This is a genomic window from Zobellella endophytica, assembly GCF_003012775.1.
In the GTDB taxonomy this organism is placed as follows: domain Bacteria; phylum Pseudomonadota; class Gammaproteobacteria; order Enterobacterales; family Aeromonadaceae; genus Oceanimonas; species Oceanimonas endophytica.
Window position 1 is genome coordinate 755,547 of sequence record NZ_PXYG01000002.1, and the last position, 18,638, is coordinate 774,184.

General features: G+C 60.8%; 23 protein-coding genes. 8 read left to right on the top strand and 15 right to left on the bottom strand.

What is annotated here, in order from left to right:
• Positions 1–39: 39 nt before the first annotated feature.
• From C7H85_RS08765 to zapE, 8 genes are all read right to left on the bottom strand, one after another.
• Positions 40–477, bottom strand: coding sequence for a ClpXP protease specificity-enhancing factor (locus C7H85_RS08765; RefSeq protein ID WP_106729415.1), 438 nt, complete (start codon positions 475–477; stop codon positions 40–42).
• An 11-nt stretch (positions 478–488) separates the two neighbouring features.
• Positions 489–1,118 carry a stringent starvation protein SspA gene (sspA, locus tag C7H85_RS08770; RefSeq protein WP_106729303.1) on the bottom strand — a complete coding sequence of 210 codons (630 nt, stop codon included), beginning with the start codon at positions 1,116–1,118 and terminating at the stop codon, positions 489–491.
• A gap of 87 nt (positions 1,119–1,205) precedes the next feature.
• Positions 1,206–1,940 carry a cytochrome c1 gene (locus C7H85_RS08775; RefSeq protein ID WP_106729304.1) on the bottom strand — a complete coding sequence of 245 codons (735 nt, stop codon included), beginning with the start codon at positions 1,938–1,940 and terminating at the stop codon, positions 1,206–1,208.
• Complete coding sequence (locus C7H85_RS08780; RefSeq protein ID WP_106729305.1) at positions 1,937–3,154, bottom strand: cytochrome b; 1,218 nt, start codon at positions 3,152–3,154, stop codon at positions 1,937–1,939. Before C7H85_RS08780 ends, C7H85_RS08775 begins: the two co-directional genes overlap by 4 nt.
• A 2-nt stretch (positions 3,155–3,156) precedes the next feature.
• Positions 3,157–3,747: a ubiquinol-cytochrome c reductase iron-sulfur subunit gene (petA, locus tag C7H85_RS08785; protein ID WP_106729306.1), complete on the bottom strand. Its 591-nt coding sequence runs from the start codon at positions 3,745–3,747 to the stop codon at positions 3,157–3,159.
• A 287-nt stretch (positions 3,748–4,034) separates the two neighbouring features.
• Positions 4,035–4,427, bottom strand: coding sequence for a 30S ribosomal protein S9 (gene rpsI, locus C7H85_RS08790; RefSeq protein ID WP_094039192.1), 393 nt, complete (start codon positions 4,425–4,427; stop codon positions 4,035–4,037).
• Positions 4,428–4,443: 16 nt separating this feature from the next.
• Positions 4,444–4,872 (bottom strand): 50S ribosomal protein L13, encoded by a 429-nt coding sequence (gene rplM, locus C7H85_RS08795; RefSeq protein WP_106729307.1) that lies wholly within the window; start codon positions 4,870–4,872, stop codon positions 4,444–4,446.
• 253 nt (positions 4,873–5,125) lie between these two features.
• Entirely contained in the window at positions 5,126–6,220 is a 1,095-nt protein-coding gene (zapE, locus tag C7H85_RS08800; RefSeq protein WP_106729308.1) for a cell division protein ZapE, read from the bottom strand.
• A 212-nt stretch (positions 6,221–6,432) separates the two neighbouring features.
• On the opposite strand from zapE, the gene C7H85_RS08805 reads away from it, so the two are divergent.
• On the top strand, positions 6,433–7,794 hold the full coding sequence (locus C7H85_RS08805; protein ID WP_106729309.1) for a Do family serine endopeptidase: 1,362 nt from the start codon (positions 6,433–6,435) through the stop codon (positions 7,792–7,794).
• Between the two features lie 95 nt (positions 7,795–7,889).
• Positions 7,890–8,987, top strand: a complete 1,098-nt coding sequence (gene degS / locus C7H85_RS08810; RefSeq protein WP_106729310.1) for an outer membrane-stress sensor serine endopeptidase DegS — start codon at positions 7,890–7,892, stop codon at positions 8,985–8,987.
• A gap of 129 nt (positions 8,988–9,116) precedes the next feature.
• Here the strand turns inward: degS and murA are convergent, their stop codons facing one another.
• Genes murA through mlaF form a run of 7 tightly spaced genes read right to left on the bottom strand, consistent with a single transcriptional unit; the run spans position 9,117 to position 13,628 of the window.
• Positions 9,117–10,373, bottom strand: coding sequence for a UDP-N-acetylglucosamine 1-carboxyvinyltransferase (gene murA, locus C7H85_RS08815; RefSeq protein WP_106729311.1), 1,257 nt, complete (start codon positions 10,371–10,373; stop codon positions 9,117–9,119).
• Positions 10,374–10,384: 11 nt separating this feature from the next.
• The gene (locus C7H85_RS08820) at positions 10,385–10,645 is read right to left on the bottom strand and encodes a BolA family protein (RefSeq protein ID WP_106729312.1); all 261 of its coding nucleotides are present in this window, start codon (positions 10,643–10,645) and stop codon (positions 10,385–10,387) included.
• Positions 10,632–10,916, bottom strand: a complete 285-nt coding sequence (locus C7H85_RS08825; protein ID WP_106729313.1) for an STAS domain-containing protein — start codon at positions 10,914–10,916, stop codon at positions 10,632–10,634. Before C7H85_RS08825 ends, C7H85_RS08820 begins: the two co-directional genes overlap by 14 nt.
• Positions 10,913–11,554: a phospholipid-binding protein MlaC gene (mlaC, locus tag C7H85_RS08830; RefSeq protein ID WP_168388246.1), complete on the bottom strand. Its 642-nt coding sequence runs from the start codon at positions 11,552–11,554 to the stop codon at positions 10,913–10,915. The genes C7H85_RS08825 and mlaC overlap by 4 nt, the downstream gene beginning before the upstream one ends.
• Positions 11,555–11,578: 24 nt before the next feature.
• Positions 11,579–12,052: an outer membrane lipid asymmetry maintenance protein MlaD gene (gene mlaD / locus C7H85_RS08835; RefSeq protein ID WP_106729315.1), complete on the bottom strand. Its 474-nt coding sequence runs from the start codon at positions 12,050–12,052 to the stop codon at positions 11,579–11,581.
• A 6-nt stretch (positions 12,053–12,058) separates the two neighbouring features.
• Positions 12,059–12,838 (bottom strand): lipid asymmetry maintenance ABC transporter permease subunit MlaE, encoded by a 780-nt coding sequence (gene mlaE, locus C7H85_RS08840; protein ID WP_106729316.1) that lies wholly within the window; start codon positions 12,836–12,838, stop codon positions 12,059–12,061.
• Positions 12,828–13,628, bottom strand: coding sequence for a phospholipid ABC transporter ATP-binding protein MlaF (gene mlaF, locus C7H85_RS08845; protein WP_106729317.1), 801 nt, complete (start codon positions 13,626–13,628; stop codon positions 12,828–12,830). The genes mlaE and mlaF overlap by 11 nt, the downstream gene beginning before the upstream one ends.
• A gap of 201 nt (positions 13,629–13,829) precedes the next feature.
• Between mlaF and C7H85_RS08850 the strand changes: the two genes are divergently transcribed.
• From C7H85_RS08850 to C7H85_RS08875, 6 genes are read left to right on the top strand one after another with little or no spacing between them, the layout of a single operon-like run.
• Complete coding sequence (locus tag C7H85_RS08850; protein WP_106729318.1) at positions 13,830–14,804, top strand: KpsF/GutQ family sugar-phosphate isomerase; 975 nt, start codon at positions 13,830–13,832, stop codon at positions 14,802–14,804.
• On the top strand, positions 14,804–15,355 hold the full coding sequence (kdsC, locus tag C7H85_RS08855) for a 3-deoxy-manno-octulosonate-8-phosphatase KdsC (RefSeq protein WP_106729319.1): 552 nt from the start codon (positions 14,804–14,806) through the stop codon (positions 15,353–15,355). Before C7H85_RS08850 ends, kdsC begins: the two co-directional genes overlap by 1 nt.
• Positions 15,352–15,900: an LPS export ABC transporter periplasmic protein LptC gene (gene lptC, locus C7H85_RS08860; protein WP_106729320.1), complete on the top strand. Its 549-nt coding sequence runs from the start codon at positions 15,352–15,354 to the stop codon at positions 15,898–15,900. Before kdsC ends, lptC begins: the two co-directional genes overlap by 4 nt.
• A complete protein-coding gene (gene lptA / locus C7H85_RS08865) occupies positions 15,869–16,399 on the top strand; it encodes a lipopolysaccharide transport periplasmic protein LptA (RefSeq protein ID WP_106729321.1) in 531 nt (176 codons plus the stop codon). Before lptC ends, lptA begins: the two co-directional genes overlap by 32 nt.
• A gap of 3 nt (positions 16,400–16,402) precedes the next feature.
• Positions 16,403–17,128: an LPS export ABC transporter ATP-binding protein gene (lptB, locus tag C7H85_RS08870; RefSeq protein ID WP_106729322.1), complete on the top strand. Its 726-nt coding sequence runs from the start codon at positions 16,403–16,405 to the stop codon at positions 17,126–17,128.
• Between the two features lie 52 nt (positions 17,129–17,180).
• Positions 17,181–18,614, top strand: coding sequence for an RNA polymerase factor sigma-54 (locus C7H85_RS08875; RefSeq protein WP_106729323.1), 1,434 nt, complete (start codon positions 17,181–17,183; stop codon positions 18,612–18,614).
• The last annotated feature ends 24 nt before the right edge of the window (positions 18,615–18,638 follow it).

Here is an 18,638-nt window from a genome sequence, read left to right on the forward strand (position 1 = left end):
AAGACCATAAAAAACGCAGCCCCCTGGCTGCGTTTTTTATTACTTGATCACCCGCAAGGTGGGCTTGCCTTTTTTGGCGGAAGGCTGGGCCTCGTCCATCTCCGGTGGCGCCTCGGCATCAGCCGCCACCTCCGGGTCACCGCCGGCGGCGAGCCATTCGTCATAGGCTGGCTCGGGAGGAAAGAAGGTACCGGCACCATTCTCACGGGACTGTACCGCCACCACCGCCGCCATGGGAATGTATACCTGAAACGGCGAGCCGCCGAAGCGGGCGCTGAAACTGACCGCCTCATTGTCCATCTGTAATCCCACGACCGCCCTGGGCGCAATGTTGAGCACTATCTGGCCGTCCTTGACATACTGGCGGGGCACCGTGGTATGAGGCACATCGGCATTCACCAGCAGATGGGGCGTCAACTCGTTATCCAGTAACCAATCGTAGAAGGCCCGCAGCAAATAGGGCCGGCTGGGGGACATGTTATCCATGGTTATACCTTTCCGCCGATATCACGTTCGGCTTCGGTGAGGGAAGCCTGGAAGGAATCGCGTTCGAACAGGCGGATCATGTAGGCCTTGACCTCTTTCGCCCCGCGACCGGACAGCTCGATGCCCAGGGACGGCAGTCGCCACAGCAGCGGCGCCATGTAGCAGTCGACCAAGCTGAATTCTTCACTCATGAAGTAGGGATACTCGGCGAACACCGGCGCCACCGCCAGCAGCACCTCGCGCAGCTCCTTGCGGGCCTCTTCGGCCTTGTCGCCCCGCCGGATACGCTTGACCAGGGAGTACCAGTCCTGCTCGATACGGTGCATCATCAGCCGGCTGTTGCCCCGCGCCACCGGATAGACCGGCATCAGGGGCGGATGCGGAAAACGCTCATCCAGATATTCCATGATGATACGTGATTCATAAAGCACCAGCTCTCTGTCCACCAGGGTGGGCACTGTGCCATAGGGGTTCAGCTCCAGCATATCTTCGGGCAGGCTGTCAGGCTCGACCTGACTGATTTCCACACTGACCCCTTTTTCCGCCAGAACGATACGCGCCTGATGGCTGTAAATATCGTCAGCACCTGAAAACAGCGTCATGATAGAACGCTTGTTGGCCGCAACTGCCATTGAATCCTCCGCAAATCATAAATAGGAACGGCAATGGAAGCATTCTACTCCCATTGCCGCTCCCTGTTTAGCTTAGACGATGTCTAATCAGTGTACGTCACGCCAGTATTCTTTCTTCAACAAATAGGCAAAGACAAACAGAATCGCCAGAAAACCCAGTACCCAGTAGCCCATGCGCTGGCGCTCCAGCTTCATCGGCTCACCCGAATACACCAGGAAGTTGACGATGTCCAGCACCGCATTGTCGTATTCCTCGGTGGTCATCTCGCCGTTGCCGTCCGCCTTGATACCGACCGGCGTCTCGACTTCATGACCATCGACGGTGCGTACCACCGTTTCGAGCCGCGCGGACCCCTGCAACGACTCCAGCACATGAGGCATGCCCACGGATGGGAACACCAGGTTGTTCACACCGAAGGGGCGGCTGTCGTCCTTGTAGAAGGAGCGCAGGTAAGTATAGAGCCAGTCGGCACCACGAACCCGGGCAACCAGCGTCAGATCCGGCGGCGCTGCACCAAACCAGTTGCCGGCATCCGCCTCCGGAATGGAGTTTTCCATCAGCTCGCCCACAGCCACCCCGGTAAAGTTCAGGTTGGCCTGCATCATGTCTTCCGGAATGTCCAGATCCTCGGCCACCCGGTTGTAGCGCTGATACTGGGTACTGTGACAGCCGGAACAGTAGTTCATGAACAGCTTGGCACCATTTTGCAGCGACGCCTTGTCGCTCAGATCATATTCGGCCTTGTCGAGATGCACATTGGCACCCGCCGCCATTGCCAGCGCCGGCAAAAAGGCAAATACAGCAATGATTAACTTCTTCATTTGAATGTAACCCTCTCTGGCAGCGGTTTGGTTTTCTCGTTTTTGCTATAGAAGAACAGCAGGACGAAGAAAGCGAAATAGCCAAACGAACAGATCTGGGCCAGCAGCGTCAGCACCGGCGTGGACGGCAGCGCCCCCAGAACCCCCAGGATGATAAAGCAGACGACGAACTGCGCGATGTTCAGCAGATGCAGCTTGCTGCGGTAGCGGAACGAACGCACCTTGCAACGATCCAGCCAGGGCAGCACGAACAGCACCGCGATGGACAGCCCCATCAGGATAACCCCCATCAGCTTGTCGGGAACCGCCCGCAGAATGGCGTAGAAGGGGGTGAAGTACCATACCGGCGCGATATGCTCGGGGGTCTTCAGGCCGTTGGCCGCTTCGAAGTTCGGAGCTTCCAGGAAGTAGCCGCCACCCTCGGGCATGAAGAAGATCACGAATGAGAAGAAGAACAGGAAGCCGACCACCCCGACGATATCCTTGACGGTGTAGTAGGGATGGAACGGAATGGCGTCTTTCGGCCAACCGTTTTCGTCCTTGTTTTTCTTGATGTCGATGCCGTCCGGGTTGTTGGAGCCCACTTCGTGCAGCGCCACGATATGCAGGAACACCAGCAGCACCAGCACCAGCGGCAGGGCGATCACGTGCAGGGCGAAGAAACGGTTGAGGGTGGCGCCGGAGATGACGTAGTCACCACGGATCCACAGGGTCAAATCGTCGCCGATCACCGGGATGGCACCGAACAGCGAGATGATGACCTGGGCACCCCAGTAGGACATCTGGCCCCAAGGCAGCAGGTAGCCCATGAAGGCTTCCGCCATCAGTACCAGGAAGATCAGCATGCCGAACAGCCACAGCAGTTCGCGCGGCTTCTGGTAGGAACCATAGATCAAACCGCGGAACATGTGCAGGTAGACCACCACGAAAAACGCGGAGGCGCCGGTGGAGTGCATGTAGCGCAGCAGCCAGCCGTATTCCACATCGCGCATGATGTATTCGATGGAGGCGAAGGCACCCTCGCCGGAAGGGGTGTAGTTCATGGTCAGCCAGATGCCGGTCAGGATCTGGTTGACCAGCACCAGCATGGCCAGAGAGCCGAAGAAGTACCAGAAATTGAAATTTTTCGGCGCGGGATACTGACCTACATGCTTGTTGTAGGTCGCCGTCATCGGAATACGCTCGTCAATCCAGTTTACGAGTTTACCCAGCATGCTTAGGCTCCTTCCTTGTCTTCACCGACCAGTATCGTGGTATCGGTGACGTAGTAATAAGGGGGGATGACCAGGTTCAGCGGTGCGGGAACGCCCTGAAACACGCGGCCGGCCATATCGAATTTGGAACCGTGACAGGGGCAGAAAAAGCCGGAACTCACGCCCTGCACCTGTTCGCCGAAGCTGTCCGGCAGATAGGTCGGCGAGCAACCCAGGTGGGTACAAAGGCCAACGGCCACGAACACTTCCGGCTTGATCGAACGATAGGCGTTCTGGGCATATTCCGGTTGCTGCGGTTCCTCCGAAGCGGGGTCACGCAGCTGGTTGTCGTGCTTGGGCAGACCATCCAGAATTTCCTGGGTACGGCGGACCATCCATACTGGCTTGCCACGCCACTCGACCCGGATCAGCTGGCCGGGTTCCATCTTGCTGACATCTACTTCAACCGGGGCCCCGGCCGCTTTCGCCTTGGCACTGGGGTTCCACGATGCGATAAAGGGCACTGCGGCAAAAGCAGCTCCGACCCCACCCACGACTGTGGTTGACCAGGTCAGAAATCTGCGGCGACCGGTATCAACTGGCGCATTGCTCATCCAAAAACTCTCCCATTTGGTCTCCGCGCATTTATTTTTCGTTCCATGCATTGATACTGCTATGTGACAACCGCGGCGGATATCATGGTTTCAATTGCCACAAAAAAACCCCGAAATTCTAAAGAAAAGCGCGGTCTTTTACAAGGACGGGTAAGACTGGAAAGATCCGTTATTTAGCAAGATAAATTGTTATAAAACAACAAATTATTACCCTGCCAACAACGACTCCTCACAAACAAAAAAGCCCGGGTAACCCCGGGCTTTGGTATATAAAACTGCAATCCCAATTAACGCTTGGAGAACTGGGGGCGCTTACGCGCTTTGTGCAGACCGACTTTCTTACGTTCCACGCGACGGGCGTCACGAGTCACGAAGCCAGCCTTGCGCAGGGCGCCACGCAGGGTTTCATCGTATTGCATCAGGGCACGGGTAATGCCGTGACGGATAGCGCCGGCCTGACCGGAAATACCACCACCGGCGACGGTGATGTACAGATCCAGCTTCTCGGTCATCTCAACCAGTTCCAGCGGCTGACGCACGACCATGCGTGCGGTCTCGCGACCGAAATACTGATCCAATGAACGCTTGTTGATAACGATGTTACCGCTGCCCGGCTTTACGAATACGCGCGCAGTGGAGCTTTTGCGACGACCGGTACCGTAGTATTGAGTTTCTGCCATTTGCCTGAATCCCGTATTAGATGTCTAGTACTTGTGGTTGTTGTGCAGCGTGGTTGTGCTGGCTGCCCGCAAAGACTTTCATCTTGCGGAACATAGCACGACCCAGCGGACCACGGGGCAGCATGCCGCGAACGGCAGACTCGATGACCATCTCGGGCTTGCGGATGATCAGCTTCTCGAAGCTGATGGACTTGATGCCGCCCGGAAAACCGGAGTGAGAGTAGTAAATCTTGTCTTCGGCTTTATTACCGGTAACCTGAACCTTCTCGGCATTGATCACGATGATGTAATCACCACAGTCAACGTGCGGAGTAAATTCCGGCTTATGCTTACCGCGCAGACGACGGGCGATCTCGGTGGCCAGACGACCCAGAGTTTTGCCCTCTGCATCAACAACATACCAGTCACGCTTTACGGTTTCTGGCTTAGCAACAAAAGTTTTCATGGATGAACCCAAATTACTGAAAATGAATCCTACACTTGCGCACCATGCGCAAAACACGACCAGACCTGCACCCCTTCGAGCACCAGTCTGCTTACTGTGATGCCGTCTTATCGACAGCTGTGTAACGTGGGCCGGGCGATTATAGGTAAAGTTGCCTTAAAAATCACCTGCTAATTTTAATGCCCATTAAAATTAGTCGGCCCGCCCGCCCTCCCCCGCGACCATGCCCGGATCACGGGGGCGCATATTGTGACTAAGGAAGGTGCTCTCTGGCAAGATATTCGTGGGATTGCATTTCCGTCAGCCGCGACAGACAGCGCCGGAACTCGAAACTGAGCCGCCCCTGGCCGTAGAGCTGCTCCATCGGTACCGCCGCAGAGATGATCAGTTTGACATGGCGTTCGTAGAATTCGTCGACCATGGCAATGAAACGCCGGGCCGCGTCATCGCTGTCCAGCCCCATGGGCACCACGTTGGCCAGCAGCACCGAGTGGTAGCAGCGGGCCAGCTCGATATAGTCGAGCTGGGAGCGGGGGGTGCAGCACAGTTCCTGGAACTCGATGTAGAGCACGCCATCGCCTTCCGCCACTGTCTTCAGCCGGCGGTGATTGATCTCTATGGTGCCGCCCCAGTTGCCCGGTTCGTTGGTCAGGCGGGCGAAATACTGTTCCAGGTTGGTCCTGGCCTGCGCATCGAGCGGCGCGTGGTAGATCTCGGCCTGCTCCAGGGTACGCAGCCGGTAATCGATCCCCGAATCCACATTGACCACTTCGCAGTTTGCCTTGATCAGCGCAATGGCCGGCAGGAAGCGAGCCCGCTGCAGGCCGTTGCGATAGAGCTCGTCCGGCGGGATGTTGGAGGTCGCCACCAGGATGACGCCATGGCCGAACAGGTACTGGAACAGGGTGCCCAGGATCATCGCATCGGTGATGTCGGAGACGAAGAATTCGTCGAAACAGATAACCCGGGCATCCCGGGCCAGCCGTTCCGCCACGATTTTAAGCGGATCCGACTGGCCTTTCAGGGTTTTCAGTTCGTCATGCACCCGCACCATGAACCGGTGGAAGTGGACCCGGAGCTTGTTGTCGAACGGCAAACAGTCATAAAAGGTGTCCACCAGGTAGGTCTTGCCCCGGCCCACCCCGCCCCAGAAGTACAATCCCCTGATGCCCGGCGGCGGCGCCTGCTTGCCGGTCAGCTTCTGCCACAGGTTCAGCCTGGGCGGCTCCCGGGGTGTCATCAGTTCATCGTAGAGTCGTTGCAGCTGGGCCACGGCGTTGGCCTGGGCCGCATCGCGGACAAAGTCGGTGCGGCTGAGATCTGCCTGATATTTTTTACTCGGGGTCATTGCGGCATTATGGATAGCGACGGGGGTCCCAGTGTAAATGCCCCGTCCCTCACTGGGCAACCCCTGGCGAAGACAGGGGCTTGATCTTCCGCGCAAAAAACACAATTAATGAAGGCAGTGAAGTTATTGCGGCTGATCCGGAACTCTTACCGTTTCAGCCGGGTCTGACTGAACAATTTCCCTGATTAACACTGCGAGTTAGGAGCATGTGCATGAAACGTCGACTCCCCCTGGTTTCCGCATTGGCACTGAGCCTGGGCCTGACCATACTGCCGGCCACCCAGGCGGCACTGCCCTTTGGCGCCGGTTCGGATCTCACCAGCCTGGCCCCGGTGGTAGAAAAAGTCAGCCCGGGCGTGGTGAACATCTCGGTCTCCGGCAGCAAGGTCAGCCGTCAGGTGCTGCCCGAACCGTTCCGCTTTTTCTTCGGCCCCAACATGCCCGGCGGCGAACAGGTGCAGGAAAGACCCTTCCAGGCCCTGGGCTCCGGGGTGATCATCGATGCCGGCAAGGGCTATGTGATCACCAACAACCACGTCATCGAGGATGCCGACAAGATACTGATCACCCTGATCGACGGCCAGGAATACGAGGCGGAGCTTATCGGCGCCGACAAGCAGTCCGACATCGCCCTGCTGCAGGTCGAGGCCAAGGGCCTGGTCGAAATCGAGTTTGCCGACTCCGACCGGCTCAAGGTGGGTGATTTCGCCATCGCCATCGGCAACCCCTTCGGCCTGGGTCAGACCGTCACCTCCGGCATCATCAGCGCCCTGGGCCGCTCCGGCCTCAACGTGGAAAACCTGGAAAACTTTATCCAGACCGACGCTGCCATCAACTCCGGCAACTCCGGCGGTGCCCTGCTCGATCTCGACGGCAGGCTCATCGGCATCAACACCGCCATCCTGGGCCCGGGCGGCGGCAACATCGGCATCGGCTTCGCCATTCCCGCCAACATGGTGAAGAATCTGGCCGACCAGATCCTCGAGTACGGCGAAGTACGCCGCGGCGTACTGGGCGTGATGGGCGGTGAACTGACCTCGGAGCTGGCCCGGACCTTCGGCTATCGCAGCCAGCACGGCGCCTTTGTCAGCCAGGTACTGGAAAACTCCGCCGCCGCCAAGGCCGGGTTGCAGGCCGGTGACATCATCATCAGCCTGGACGGCAAGCCGATCCGCTCCTTCAGCGAGCTGAGGGCCAAGGTGGCCACCATGGGTGCCGACAAGACCGTGACCCTGGGCCTGTTCCGGGACGGCAAGGAAAGCAAGGTCGAGGTGACCCTGACCCGGGCCGACGAAGACAATATCCTGGCCAACACCCTGCATGAGTCGCTGGAAGGCGCCTCCCTGGCCAACACCGGCTCCGATGACGCCGTCCAGGGGGTCAAGCTCACCGAGGTAACGGCCCGCTCGCCCGCCGCCATGTCCGGGCTGGAACAGGGCGACATCATCATCGGCGTCAACCGCCAGCGGGTGCGCACCCTCAACGACCTGCGCCAGATTATTCAGTCCAAGCCCGAGGTGATGGCGCTCAACATCCAGCGCGGCAACTCCTCCATCTATCTGGTACTCAGGTAACCGCTTGATGTAGCAAGGAGTCTGCCCGCGGGCAGACTCCCAACCCCGGCGCTTTATGTTATGCTCTCTGGATTCGACGGTAACGACAGCTCCAGATGCGCCTATCCCCTCTTTACAAGTTTCTGCTCCAGGCCATTATCGGCGGCATCATGATGGCGCTGCTGCTGCTGCTGCTGTTTCCCCAGTTGCGCACCCAGTCCTTCGAGCACTGGTGGCGCAACCAGCAGGTGGGGGTGACCAGCTTTTCCTATGCCGCCAACCGTGCCGGGCCGGCGGTGGTCAATATCTATACCCGCAGCTTCCAGCGCGGTGACAGCGCACCCGAGATCAGCGCCACCGGCCTGGGCTCGGGGGTGATCATGTCGGAGCAGGGCCATGTGCTGACCAACTATCACGTGATTGCCGATGCGGATCAGGTGATAGTGGCGTTGCAGGACGGCCGCATCATCGCCGGGGAAGTGGTCGGCTTCGATGTGCCCACCGATCTGGCGGTGCTGAAAATCGAGGCCGGCCAGCTGCCGGTGATTCCCCAGGACGAGGAACTCGCTCCCCAGGTCGGGGATATCGTGCTGGCCATCGGCAATCCTTACAATGTGGGCCAGACCATCACCCAGGGCATCATCAGCGCCACCGGCCGCAGCGGGCTGTCGAGCATGGGTCCGGACAGCAACGGCCGCCAGGATCTGCTGCAGACCGATGCCGCCATCAATGCGGGCAACTCCGGCGGCGCCCTGGTCAATGTGTACGGTGAAATGGTCGGTATCAATACCGCCTCCTTCCAGAGCGTGGCCCACCAGGAAAGCTATGGCATCAACTTCGCCATCCCCTATGCCCTGGCCCACCGCATCATGCATGAGCTTGTCGTCAACGGCCGGGTGATCCGCGGTTACCTGGGTATCGGCGGCGCCGATATTCCGCCGATGATGGCGCAGTTGCTCAACCTGGGGGAACGTTCCGGCATCTACGTGGAGGCCGTCAATGAAGGAGGACCGGCCGCCCAGGCCGGGATCCGCGAGGGAGACGTGTTGCTGGATATCAACGGCAGGGCGATCGGCAACGCCCGCCATGCCATGGACCTGATAGCCGAAACCAAGCCGGGCACCGAAATCGACATCACCTTGCTGCGGGCCGGCGAAAACCTGATCCTGCCGGTGACCATAGAAGAGGATCGCCGCTTTCAGCGGTGGCGCTGAGCGGAAGCTGGAAGCCAATTGGCGCAGGCCGAAAATACAACAGGGGAAGACAAGTATTGTCTTCCCCTTTCATTTGTTCGGCAGACCACTCGGGCGGCCGGGCGCTTCCAGCTGATGGCTCGCTGTCGGTTATTCCTTGATCCGCTCGATCTTGCCGCCCAGGCCGGACAGCTTGGCCTCGATCAATTCATAGCCCCGATCGATATGGTAGATACGGTCCACCATGGTGGTGCCCTGGGCCACGAAGCCGGCCAGCACCAGGCTGGCGGAGGCGCGCAGATCGGTGGCCATCACGGTGGCGCCGGTCAGTTGCTCGGTGTCGCCGCAGATGGCCAGGTTACCGTTCAGCTCGATGTTGGCCCCCATGCGGTTGAGCTCGGGCACGTGCATAAAGCGGTTTTCGAAGATGGTCTCGGTCACCCGCCCCACGCCCTTGGCCACCGCATTGAGCACGGTGAACTGGGCCTGCATGTCGGTGGGAAAGGCCGGATAGGGCGCGGTCTTGATGTCCACCGGCCTGAGGGTGCGGCCAGTCATGTCCAGGCGGATCCAGTCTTCCCCGGTTTCCACCCGGGCGCCCGCATCCTTCAGCTTGACCAGCACCGCCTCCAGCAGGCGGGGATCCGTACGGCGGCAAGTAATATCACCGCCGGTGATGGCCGCTCCCACCAGGAAGGTACCGGTTTCAATCCGGTCCGGTTGCACCCGGTAGTCGCCACCGTGCAGGGCCTCGACGCCGTCGATGATCAGGGTATCCTGACCGATGCCCTGGATCCTGGCGCCCAGGGTGTTGAGGAAGTTGGCCAGATCCACCACTTCCGGCTCGCGGGCGGCGTTCTCGATGATGGTCCGGCCCTCGGCCAGTACCGCCGCCATCATCAGGTTTTCGGTACCGGTCACGCTGACCATGTCCATCAGGATATGGGCCCCTTTCAGGCGGCCGTCGACCCGGGCCTTGATGTAACCGTCTTCCACCCGGATCACCGCCCCCATCTGCTCCAGGCCGTGGATATGCAGGTTGACCGGGCGGGCACCGATGGCGCAACCGCCGGGCAGGGACACGTCGGCCTCGCCGAAGCGGGCCACCAGCGGGCCCAGCGCCAGAATGGAAGCGCGCATGGTGCGCACCAGCTCGTAGGGTGCGATATGGCTGTTGACCGCCCCCGCCAGCACGGTGACATCGCCGTTGACCGACACATTGACGCCCATGGACGCCAGCAGCTGCAGGGTGGTATCCACGTCCTTCAGCCTGGGGACGTTGCTCAGATGTACCGCTTCGTCACACAGCAGGGTGCCGAACAGGATCGGCAGCGCCGCATTCTTGGCGCCGGAAATGGTGACCTCGCCGGCAAGCCGGCAAGGCCCCTGAATTTTGAATTTGTCCATCTCGGCTCCTGTCAGGACGGCATGATAAATTTTCGCTCCCGGGCCCACTGCTCGGGAGTGAAAGTCTTAACGGTAAGGGCATGAATGGCATTCTGGGCAATCAGTTCCCTCAGGGGGCCATTGATCGCCTGCTGGCGCTTGAGCCGGCTCATGTCGGCAAATTCGGCGGAGACCGCGATCACCTCGAAGTGGCTGCCTTCGCTTTTGATATAGAGCTCATCCAGGGGCAAGGCCTGCCGCAGTAAACGCTCGACTTCATTATTCAGATCCATTGTGGCTCCCGGAAGGGTTGTCGGTCAGTTGAAACAGGGAACTGACACCGTATAAATCAGCAAGGGGGTAAAAGGTGGCCGGGGGCGAGTCCAGCCGCAGTTGCCTGCCGCTCTCGGCCAGGGCCTGGCTCCACTGCACCAGGAAGGCCAGGCCCACCGAGTCCAGTTGCCCGACCTCGCCCAGGTCGGCCCGTTCGCTGGCAAACAGGCGCCGCCGCTCGGCCCAGTAGGCCGGCAGCTCTTCCTTGACCAGCGCACGATTCAGTTTCATTGGGTCACTTCCAGCGGCGTGACCGGTTTGTTGGTGTGTTCCTGCAGTTGCCGGGTCACCGCATCGATGCCGTTCTGGCGAATGAGGCCGCTCAGCTCGGCCTGTTTGGCCGACAGCAGGCTGATCCCCTCCGCCACCATGTCGAACACCTTCCACTCACCGGTGCGGCTGTTCTGACGTAGTTTGAACTCGAGTTTGATCTCCGGTTTATTCGGCTCCAGTACCGTCACCGGCACCGACACCAGCTTGTCATCGGCGCCGACCTGGCCGCTGCCGATATCCAGGGTCTGCTCCTTGTAGGCGGCCAGGGCATCGGCATAGGTCACCACCAGGTAATCGCTGAACGCCTCGACGAAGCGCTCCCGCTGCTCGGGGGTGGTGCTGTTGAGCTGGTTGCCGATCACCCGGAAGGCGGAAAAGCGCACGTCCACCGCCGGCAGCATTTCCTCCCGTACTATGGTGCGCAGGTACTCGGGGTTGGCCTTGATTTCGGTCTGTTCCTTGCTCAGGCGGTCGAAGGTGCTCTGCGCCACCTCGTTGATCAGCGCATAGGGGTCGGAGGCCGACGCAGAGGCGGCCAGCGGGGCCCAGAGGCCACTCAGCAGCAACAGCCAGGATACCAGTACTTTTTTCATCATCGCTCCTCAGGGTTACCGATGGATTCAGTTGTTTCCGATGGAATAAATAAACTTGCCGATCAATTCTTCCAGCACCAGCGCCGACTGGGTATGGGCGATGGTGTCACCATCCGTGAGCATGCCGATGCCCATCTCCTCGTCGGCAAAACCGGGACTGATCCCCAGGTACTGTTCGCCCAGCAGGCCCGAGGTGAGGATGGAAGCGGTGCTGCTCTCGGCGAATTCGCCGGCCGTCTTGTTGAGGGTCAGCGCCACCACCGGCACCTGATCCCGCGGGTCCAGGGTGATCTGGCTGACCCGCCCGACCACCACGCCGCCGACCTTGACCGGCGAACGCACCTTGAGGCCGCCGATATTGTCGAACTTGGCGTAGAGGGTGTAGCTTTCCACCTGGCCGTTCATGCTGATGCCGGCCACCTTGAACGCCAGCAGCAGCAGGGCGCCGATACCCGCCAGCATAAAGCAGCCGACGCTGAATTCCAGTTTGCTGTATTTCATTATTATCTACCCAAACATGACGGCGGTGAGGACGAAATCGAACCCCAGTACCGCCAAAGATGAATGTACCACCGTCCGGGTGGTGGCCTGGCTGATCCCCGCCGCCGTCGGCCGGGCGTCGAAGCCGTTGAACAGGGCAATCCAGGTCACCACCAGCGCAAACACCAGGCTCTTGATAAAGCCCTGCATAATGTCCTGCTGCCAGTCCACCGCCGCCTGCATGGCCGACCAGAAGCCGCCTTCGTCCACCCCCAGCCAGTCGACGCCTACCAGCTTGGCGCCCCAGATCCCGACCAGGCTGAACATGAAGGCCAGCAGCGGCATGCTGACGAGGCCGGCCCAGAAGCGCGGCGCCACCACCCGGCGCAGGGGATCGACGCCCATCATCTCCAGGCTGGAAAGCTGTTCCGTGGCCTTCATCAATCCCAGTTCGGCGGTCAGCGCCGACCCGGCCCGGCCGGCGAACAGCAGGGCGGTCACCACCGGCCCCAGCTCGCGCAGCAGCGACAGCGACACCAGCGGTCCCAGGCTGCCTTCGGCGCCGAAGTCCACCAGCACATTGTATCCCTGCAGGGCCAGCACCATGCCGATAAACAGGCCGGACACCAGAATGATGGCGACCGACTGCACCCCCACCACCTGCAACTGGCGCACCAGCAACGGGAAATGCTTTCTGGGCTGGGGGCGGCCGACCAGGGCATGCAGCAGCATGAAACCGGCCCGTCCCAGGGCGGTGACCGCGGCCACCCCCTGCTGTCCCAGGCGCCCGATCTGTTCAATCAACATAACGCAACGACTCTCTCAAGGGCGGGGCGGGATAATGGAACGGCACCGGGCCGTCGGCCTGCCCCTGCAAAAACTGGATCACCCGGGCATCGGTATGCACCCGTAGTTCCGCCGGGGTGCCCGCCGCTATCACCTGCCGGTTGGCGATGATATAGGCGTAGTCGGCGATGCTCATCACCTCCTTCACGTCGTGGGTGACGATGATCGAGGTCAGTTGCTGCGCCCGGTTCAGTTCGGCGATCAGCTTGACCAGCACGCCCATGCTGATCGGATCCTGGCCGGCGAAGGGCTCATCATACATGATAAGTTCCGGATCCAGGGCGATGGCCCGGGCCAGGGCGGCCCGCCGGGCCATGCCGCCCGACAGTTCGGACGGAAACAGCGCCGCCGCCCCGCGCAGCCCCACCGCTTCGAGCTTCATTAGCACCAGGGTGTGGATCAGCGCCTCCGGCAGGCCGCTGTGCTCGCGCAGCGGAAACGCCACATTGTCGAATACCGACAGGCCGGTGAACAGGGCGCCGCTCTGGAACAGCATGCCCATGCGCTGGCGCACCCGGTACAGACGGGAGCGCCCCAGGGCCGGCACCGACTCGCCGTCGAACAGCACGTCACCGCTGTCGGGCTTGATCTGGCCACCGATCAGGCGCAGCAACGTGGTCTTGCCGATGCCGCTGGGGCCCATGATGGCGGTGATTTTTCCCCGGGGGATCTGCAGGCTGATCCCGTCGTACAGGGTTCGCTCTCCATGGCTGAAACAAAGGTCCCGAATCTCGACCAGGCTTTTGCTCAAACTGATTCCCCATAAAAAAGAAAGAATTGTATGGGTTAGCCACCAGATGGGCAACCGAGGGCATCATTTTTCCTCTGTCCCTGCGCCACGGCCTGTCGATACGGGGAGCGGAACGGCACCACGGCCACAATCCTCGCCACACCAGTCGCTTATCGTCACAAGCTTTTCTATAATGGCGCCGCCAATGGTGTGGAGAAAATTATGTCTGTCGAATTTGATTACCGTAAAACCGCCCGACACGTGCTGGATATTGAAAAGGCTGCCATCGACGGCCTTTATCAATATCTGGACCAGTCCTTCGACGAGGCCTGCCGGCTGATGTTTCACTGCACCGGCAAGGTGATAGTGACCGGCATGGGCAAGTCGGGCCATATCGCCAACAAGATTGCCGCCACCCTGGCCAGTACCGGCACCCCGGCGTTCTTCGTCCATCCCGGCGAAGCCAGCCACGGCGACCTGGGCATGATTGGCCCCCACGACGTGGTGCTGGCCCTGTCCAACTCCGGCGAAAGCGACGAGATCCTCTCCCTGCTGCCGGTGCTCAAGCGTCGCGGACTCAAGCTTATCTGCATGACCGGCAACCCCGACTCCACCATGGCCCGGGAAGCCGAGGTGCACCTGTGCACCCGAGTGGCACAGGAGGCCTGCCCGCTCGGCCTGGCGCCGACCGCCAGCACCACCGCCACCCTGGTGATGGGCGACGCCCTGGCGGTGGCCTTGCTGGAGGCGCGCGGCTTTACCGCCGACGACTTCGCCCTCAGCCACCCCGGCGGCGCCCTCGGCAAACGTCTGCTGCTGCGGGTCGGCGACCTGATGCACAAGGACGAACGGGTGCCCAAGGTGGGCCTCAATACCCTGATCATCGAGGCGCTGCTGGAAATCGGCCGCACCGGCCTGGGTTTTACCGCCGTGGTCGACGAGCAGGAGCGCCTGGTCGGTGTCTATACTGATGGGGACCTGCGCCGTACCCTGGATCACAAGATCGATGTCCACCACACCACCATCGACCAGGTCATGACCCGGCACTGCGTGACCGCCCGGGCCAACATGCTGGCGGCCGAAGCGGTCAAGCTGATGGAAGAGAAGAAGATCAGCGGCCTGCTGGTGGTCAATGAACAACAACAGCCGGTCGGCGCCTTCAACATGCACGACCTGTTACGGGCAGGAGTCATCTGATGCTGGAGCACACCCTGTACGGCCCCGTTTCCCGCGAGGTATGGCGGCAACTGGCCGGGATCCGCCTGCTGATCTGCGATGTCGACGGGGTGCTGTCCGACGGCATGATCTACCTCGGCAACCAGGGCGAGGAATACAAGAGCTTCTGCACCAAGGACGGCTTCGGCATCAAGGCGCTGCTCAACGCCGGCATCCAGGTGGCGGTGATCACCGGGCGAGACTCCCGTATCGTCAGCGAGCGCATGGCCTCGCTCGGGGTACGCCATGTCTACCAGGGTCAGGGCGATAAGATGCACAGCTACCGGGCGCTGCTGGACACCCTCAAGCTCGGGCCGGAACAGGCCGCCTATATCGGTGACGATGTGGTCGACCTGCAGGTAATGCTGGATTGCGGCCTGGGGGTGGCGGTCAGCGACGCCCATCCGCTGGTGCTGCAACAGGCCGATTACGTCACCCGCATCCGGGGCGGCTTCGGCGCCGTGCGCGAGATCTGCGATCTGATCCTCGCCGCCCGCGGCGAGCTGGAGCAGGCCCGGGGCATGAGTGTATGAGCCGCCAGACCTGGTTGTTCGGCGGCCTGTTCCTGTTCGCCCTGGTCTGCTGGCAGTGGTTCCGGCCGGCCACCGATGCCCCGGTCAGCGAGCAGGACTATCAGCCGGACTTTGTCGCCAGAAACCTGACCAGCATGCAGTATAACCAGTTCGGCCTGCCTTACCGGGGGCTGGACGCGGACTATGCCGAGTACTATGCCCCCCTGTCCATGACCCTGATGGAAAAACCTGTTATCTTGCTCTATTCGCCCGATGGCCGTCCCCAGTGGCGGCTGAGCGGTGACGAGGGCATCATCAACACCGGCGACAACGCCGTGCTGAATGGCAACGTGGTCGGCCGGGGGCTGTTGCCGGATGCCCTGGTGGACACCCTGACCACCGATTACCTGGAACTGGACTTTATCAACAACCAGCTGCGCTCCAACCGGAACGTGCGGCTGCAAAGCGCGCAATACCAGGCCGAGGGCCAGGGCCTGCTGGGCCAGCTTGAACAACAAACGGTGGAACTACTGCATGAAACCCGGGCAACTTACCTCAATCCTTAGCATCGGCACCCTGCTGGCCCTCGGCCCGGGCCTGGCCGGCGCCAAAGAGTCCGACTTCCGCCAGCCGGTCGCCATCAATGCGGGCCGCCAACTCGTGGAGCTGGCCGACAACAAGGTGACCTTCAGCGACAAGGTGGTGGTCAAGCAGGGCACCATGGACGTGCGCGCCAGCGAGCTGGTGGTGATCCGCACCGAGCAGGGGCTGCAGTCGATGACCGCCCGCGGCGCGCCGGCCACCTACTACCAGGTGCTCGACAACGGCCAGCCGGTGCGGGCCGAGGCCAGGGAGATCCACTACGACATCCAGGGCCGGACCATTACCCTGGTGCGGGACGCCAAGCTGCAGCAGAACGACAACATCGTCACCGGCTATCGCATCCGCTACCACATCGATCGGCAGCAGATGGAGGCGGAAAGCCAGGGTGAACAGGACAGGGTCACCACCATTTTCCTGCCCGAACAGCTGCAGAACCTCGACAACCAGGAGCCACAGGACTGATTCATGGCGATACTGAAAGCCCGCGGGTTACAGAAGAGCTACAAGGGCCGCCAGGTGGTGGCCGACGTCAGCCTGACCGTCAACACTGGCCAGGTGGTGGGGCTGCTCGGCCCGAACGGCGCCGGCAAGACCACCTCCTTCTACATGATTGTCGGCCTGGTGCAACGGGATGCGGGCAGCATTACCATCGATGAGCAGGACATCAGCCACCAGCCCATGCACGTCCGGGCCCAGGCCGGCATCGGTTACCTGCCCCAGGAAGCCTCCATCTTCCGCCGGCTGAGCGTGGCCGACAACCTGATGGCGGTGCTCGAAACCCGCAAGGATCTGGACGCGGCCGGGCGTGATGAAAAAATGGAACAGCTGCTGGAAGAGTTTAATATTACTCATATCCGCGACAGCCTCGGAATGAGCCTGTCCGGCGGCGAACGGCGCCGGGTCGAAATCGCCCGGGCCCTGGCCGCCGACCCGCGTTTCATCCTGCTGGACGAGCCCTTCGCCGGGGTCGATCCGATTTCTGTTATCGATATCAAGAAAATTATTTTACATTTACGTGACCGGGGATTGGGGGTATTGATCACCGACCACAATGTGCGCGAGACCCTGGATGTCTGTGAACGGGCCTATATCGTCAGCCACGGGCACCGCATCGCCGCCGGCACCCCGACGGAAATTCTGAATAACGAACAGGTCAAGAAAGTCTATCTTGGTGAACAATTCAGCCTCTGAGCAGGCCCCGTATGGCTAATATACGGTTGATATAGAAGGACTTTTTTAACAGATGAAGCCAACTCTTCAGTTACGTCTGGGTCAGCAGCTGACCATGACGCCCCAGTTGCAACAGGCCATCCGCCTGCTGCAACTTTCCAGCCTGGAGCTGCAGCAGGAGATACAGCAGGCCCTGGAGAGCAATCCGCTGCTGGAACAGGAAGAGCCGGAAACCATCGATGTGGCCGAGCCCCGCCATGAAGAGCAAATGGCGGCGGATACCGCCATGGAGCAAAACCAGCTGTCCGACGAACTGCCCATGGACACCAGCTGGGACGAAGTCTACACCGCCTCCTCCGCCACCGGCGGTGCCGTGCCGGATGGCGCCGACGACACCGTCTACCAGGGTGAAACCACCGAAACCCTGCAGGATTACCTGCTGTGGCAGATGCGGCTGACCCCCTTCAGCGACACCGACCAGGCCATCGCCACCACCATCATCGACGCCATCGATGACGCCGGCTACCTGACCATCGGCATCGAAGATATTCTCGAGGCCGTGGCCGGCGACGAGCTGGACATCGAGGCGGATGAAGTCGAGGCTGTACTCAAAAGAATCCAACATTTCGACCCCATCGGCGTGGCCGCCCGCAGCGTGCAGGAATGCCTGCGCATCCAGCTGGATCAGTTTCCCGCCGATACCCCCTGGCTGAACCAGGCCCGGGAAGTGATCGCCCAGCACATGGACTTGCTCGGCAACCGGGACTACCGCACCCTGCAGCGCAAGGCCAAGCTGCGGGAAGAGGAGCTGCGGGAAGTGCTGGCGCTGATCCAGCAGCTCGAACCCCGGCCGGGGCACACGGTGATCCAGAGCAGTTCGGAATACGTGATCCCGGACGTGGTGGTCACTAAGCGCCAGGGACGCTGGGCCGCCGAGCTCAACCCCGAGGCGATGCCCAAGGTCAAGCTGAACCAGACCTACGCCGCCATGGCCCGCCAGGCCAGAAACAGCGAGGACGGCCAGTTTATCCGCAACCATCTGCAGGATGCCAAGTGGTTCATCAAGAGCCTGGAAAGCCGAAATGAGACCCTGCTCAAGGTTGCCAATTGTATTGTTGAGCAACAACAGGCATTCTTTGAATATGGTGAAGAGGCGATGAAGCCCATGGTGCTGAACCATGTAGCCGAAGTGGTGGAAATGCACGAGTCCACCATCTCCCGGGTCACCACCCAGAAGTTCCTGCACACCCCCCGGGGAGTGTTCGAGCTGAAGTATTTTTTCTCCAGCCACGTGGGAACCGACGACGGCGGTGAATGCTCTTCAACGGCAATTCGCGCCCTGATCAAGAAGCTGGTCGGGGCGGAAAACCCGGCCAAACCGCTGAGCGACAGCAAAATCGCCCAGCTGCTGGCCGAACAGGGGATACAGGTGGCCAGGCGTACCATCGCCAAGTACAGGGAGTCGCTGGCCATTCCCCCTTCCAATCAGCGTAAACGCCTGGTTTAAAGGCAGACCAAGAAGGAAGACGTT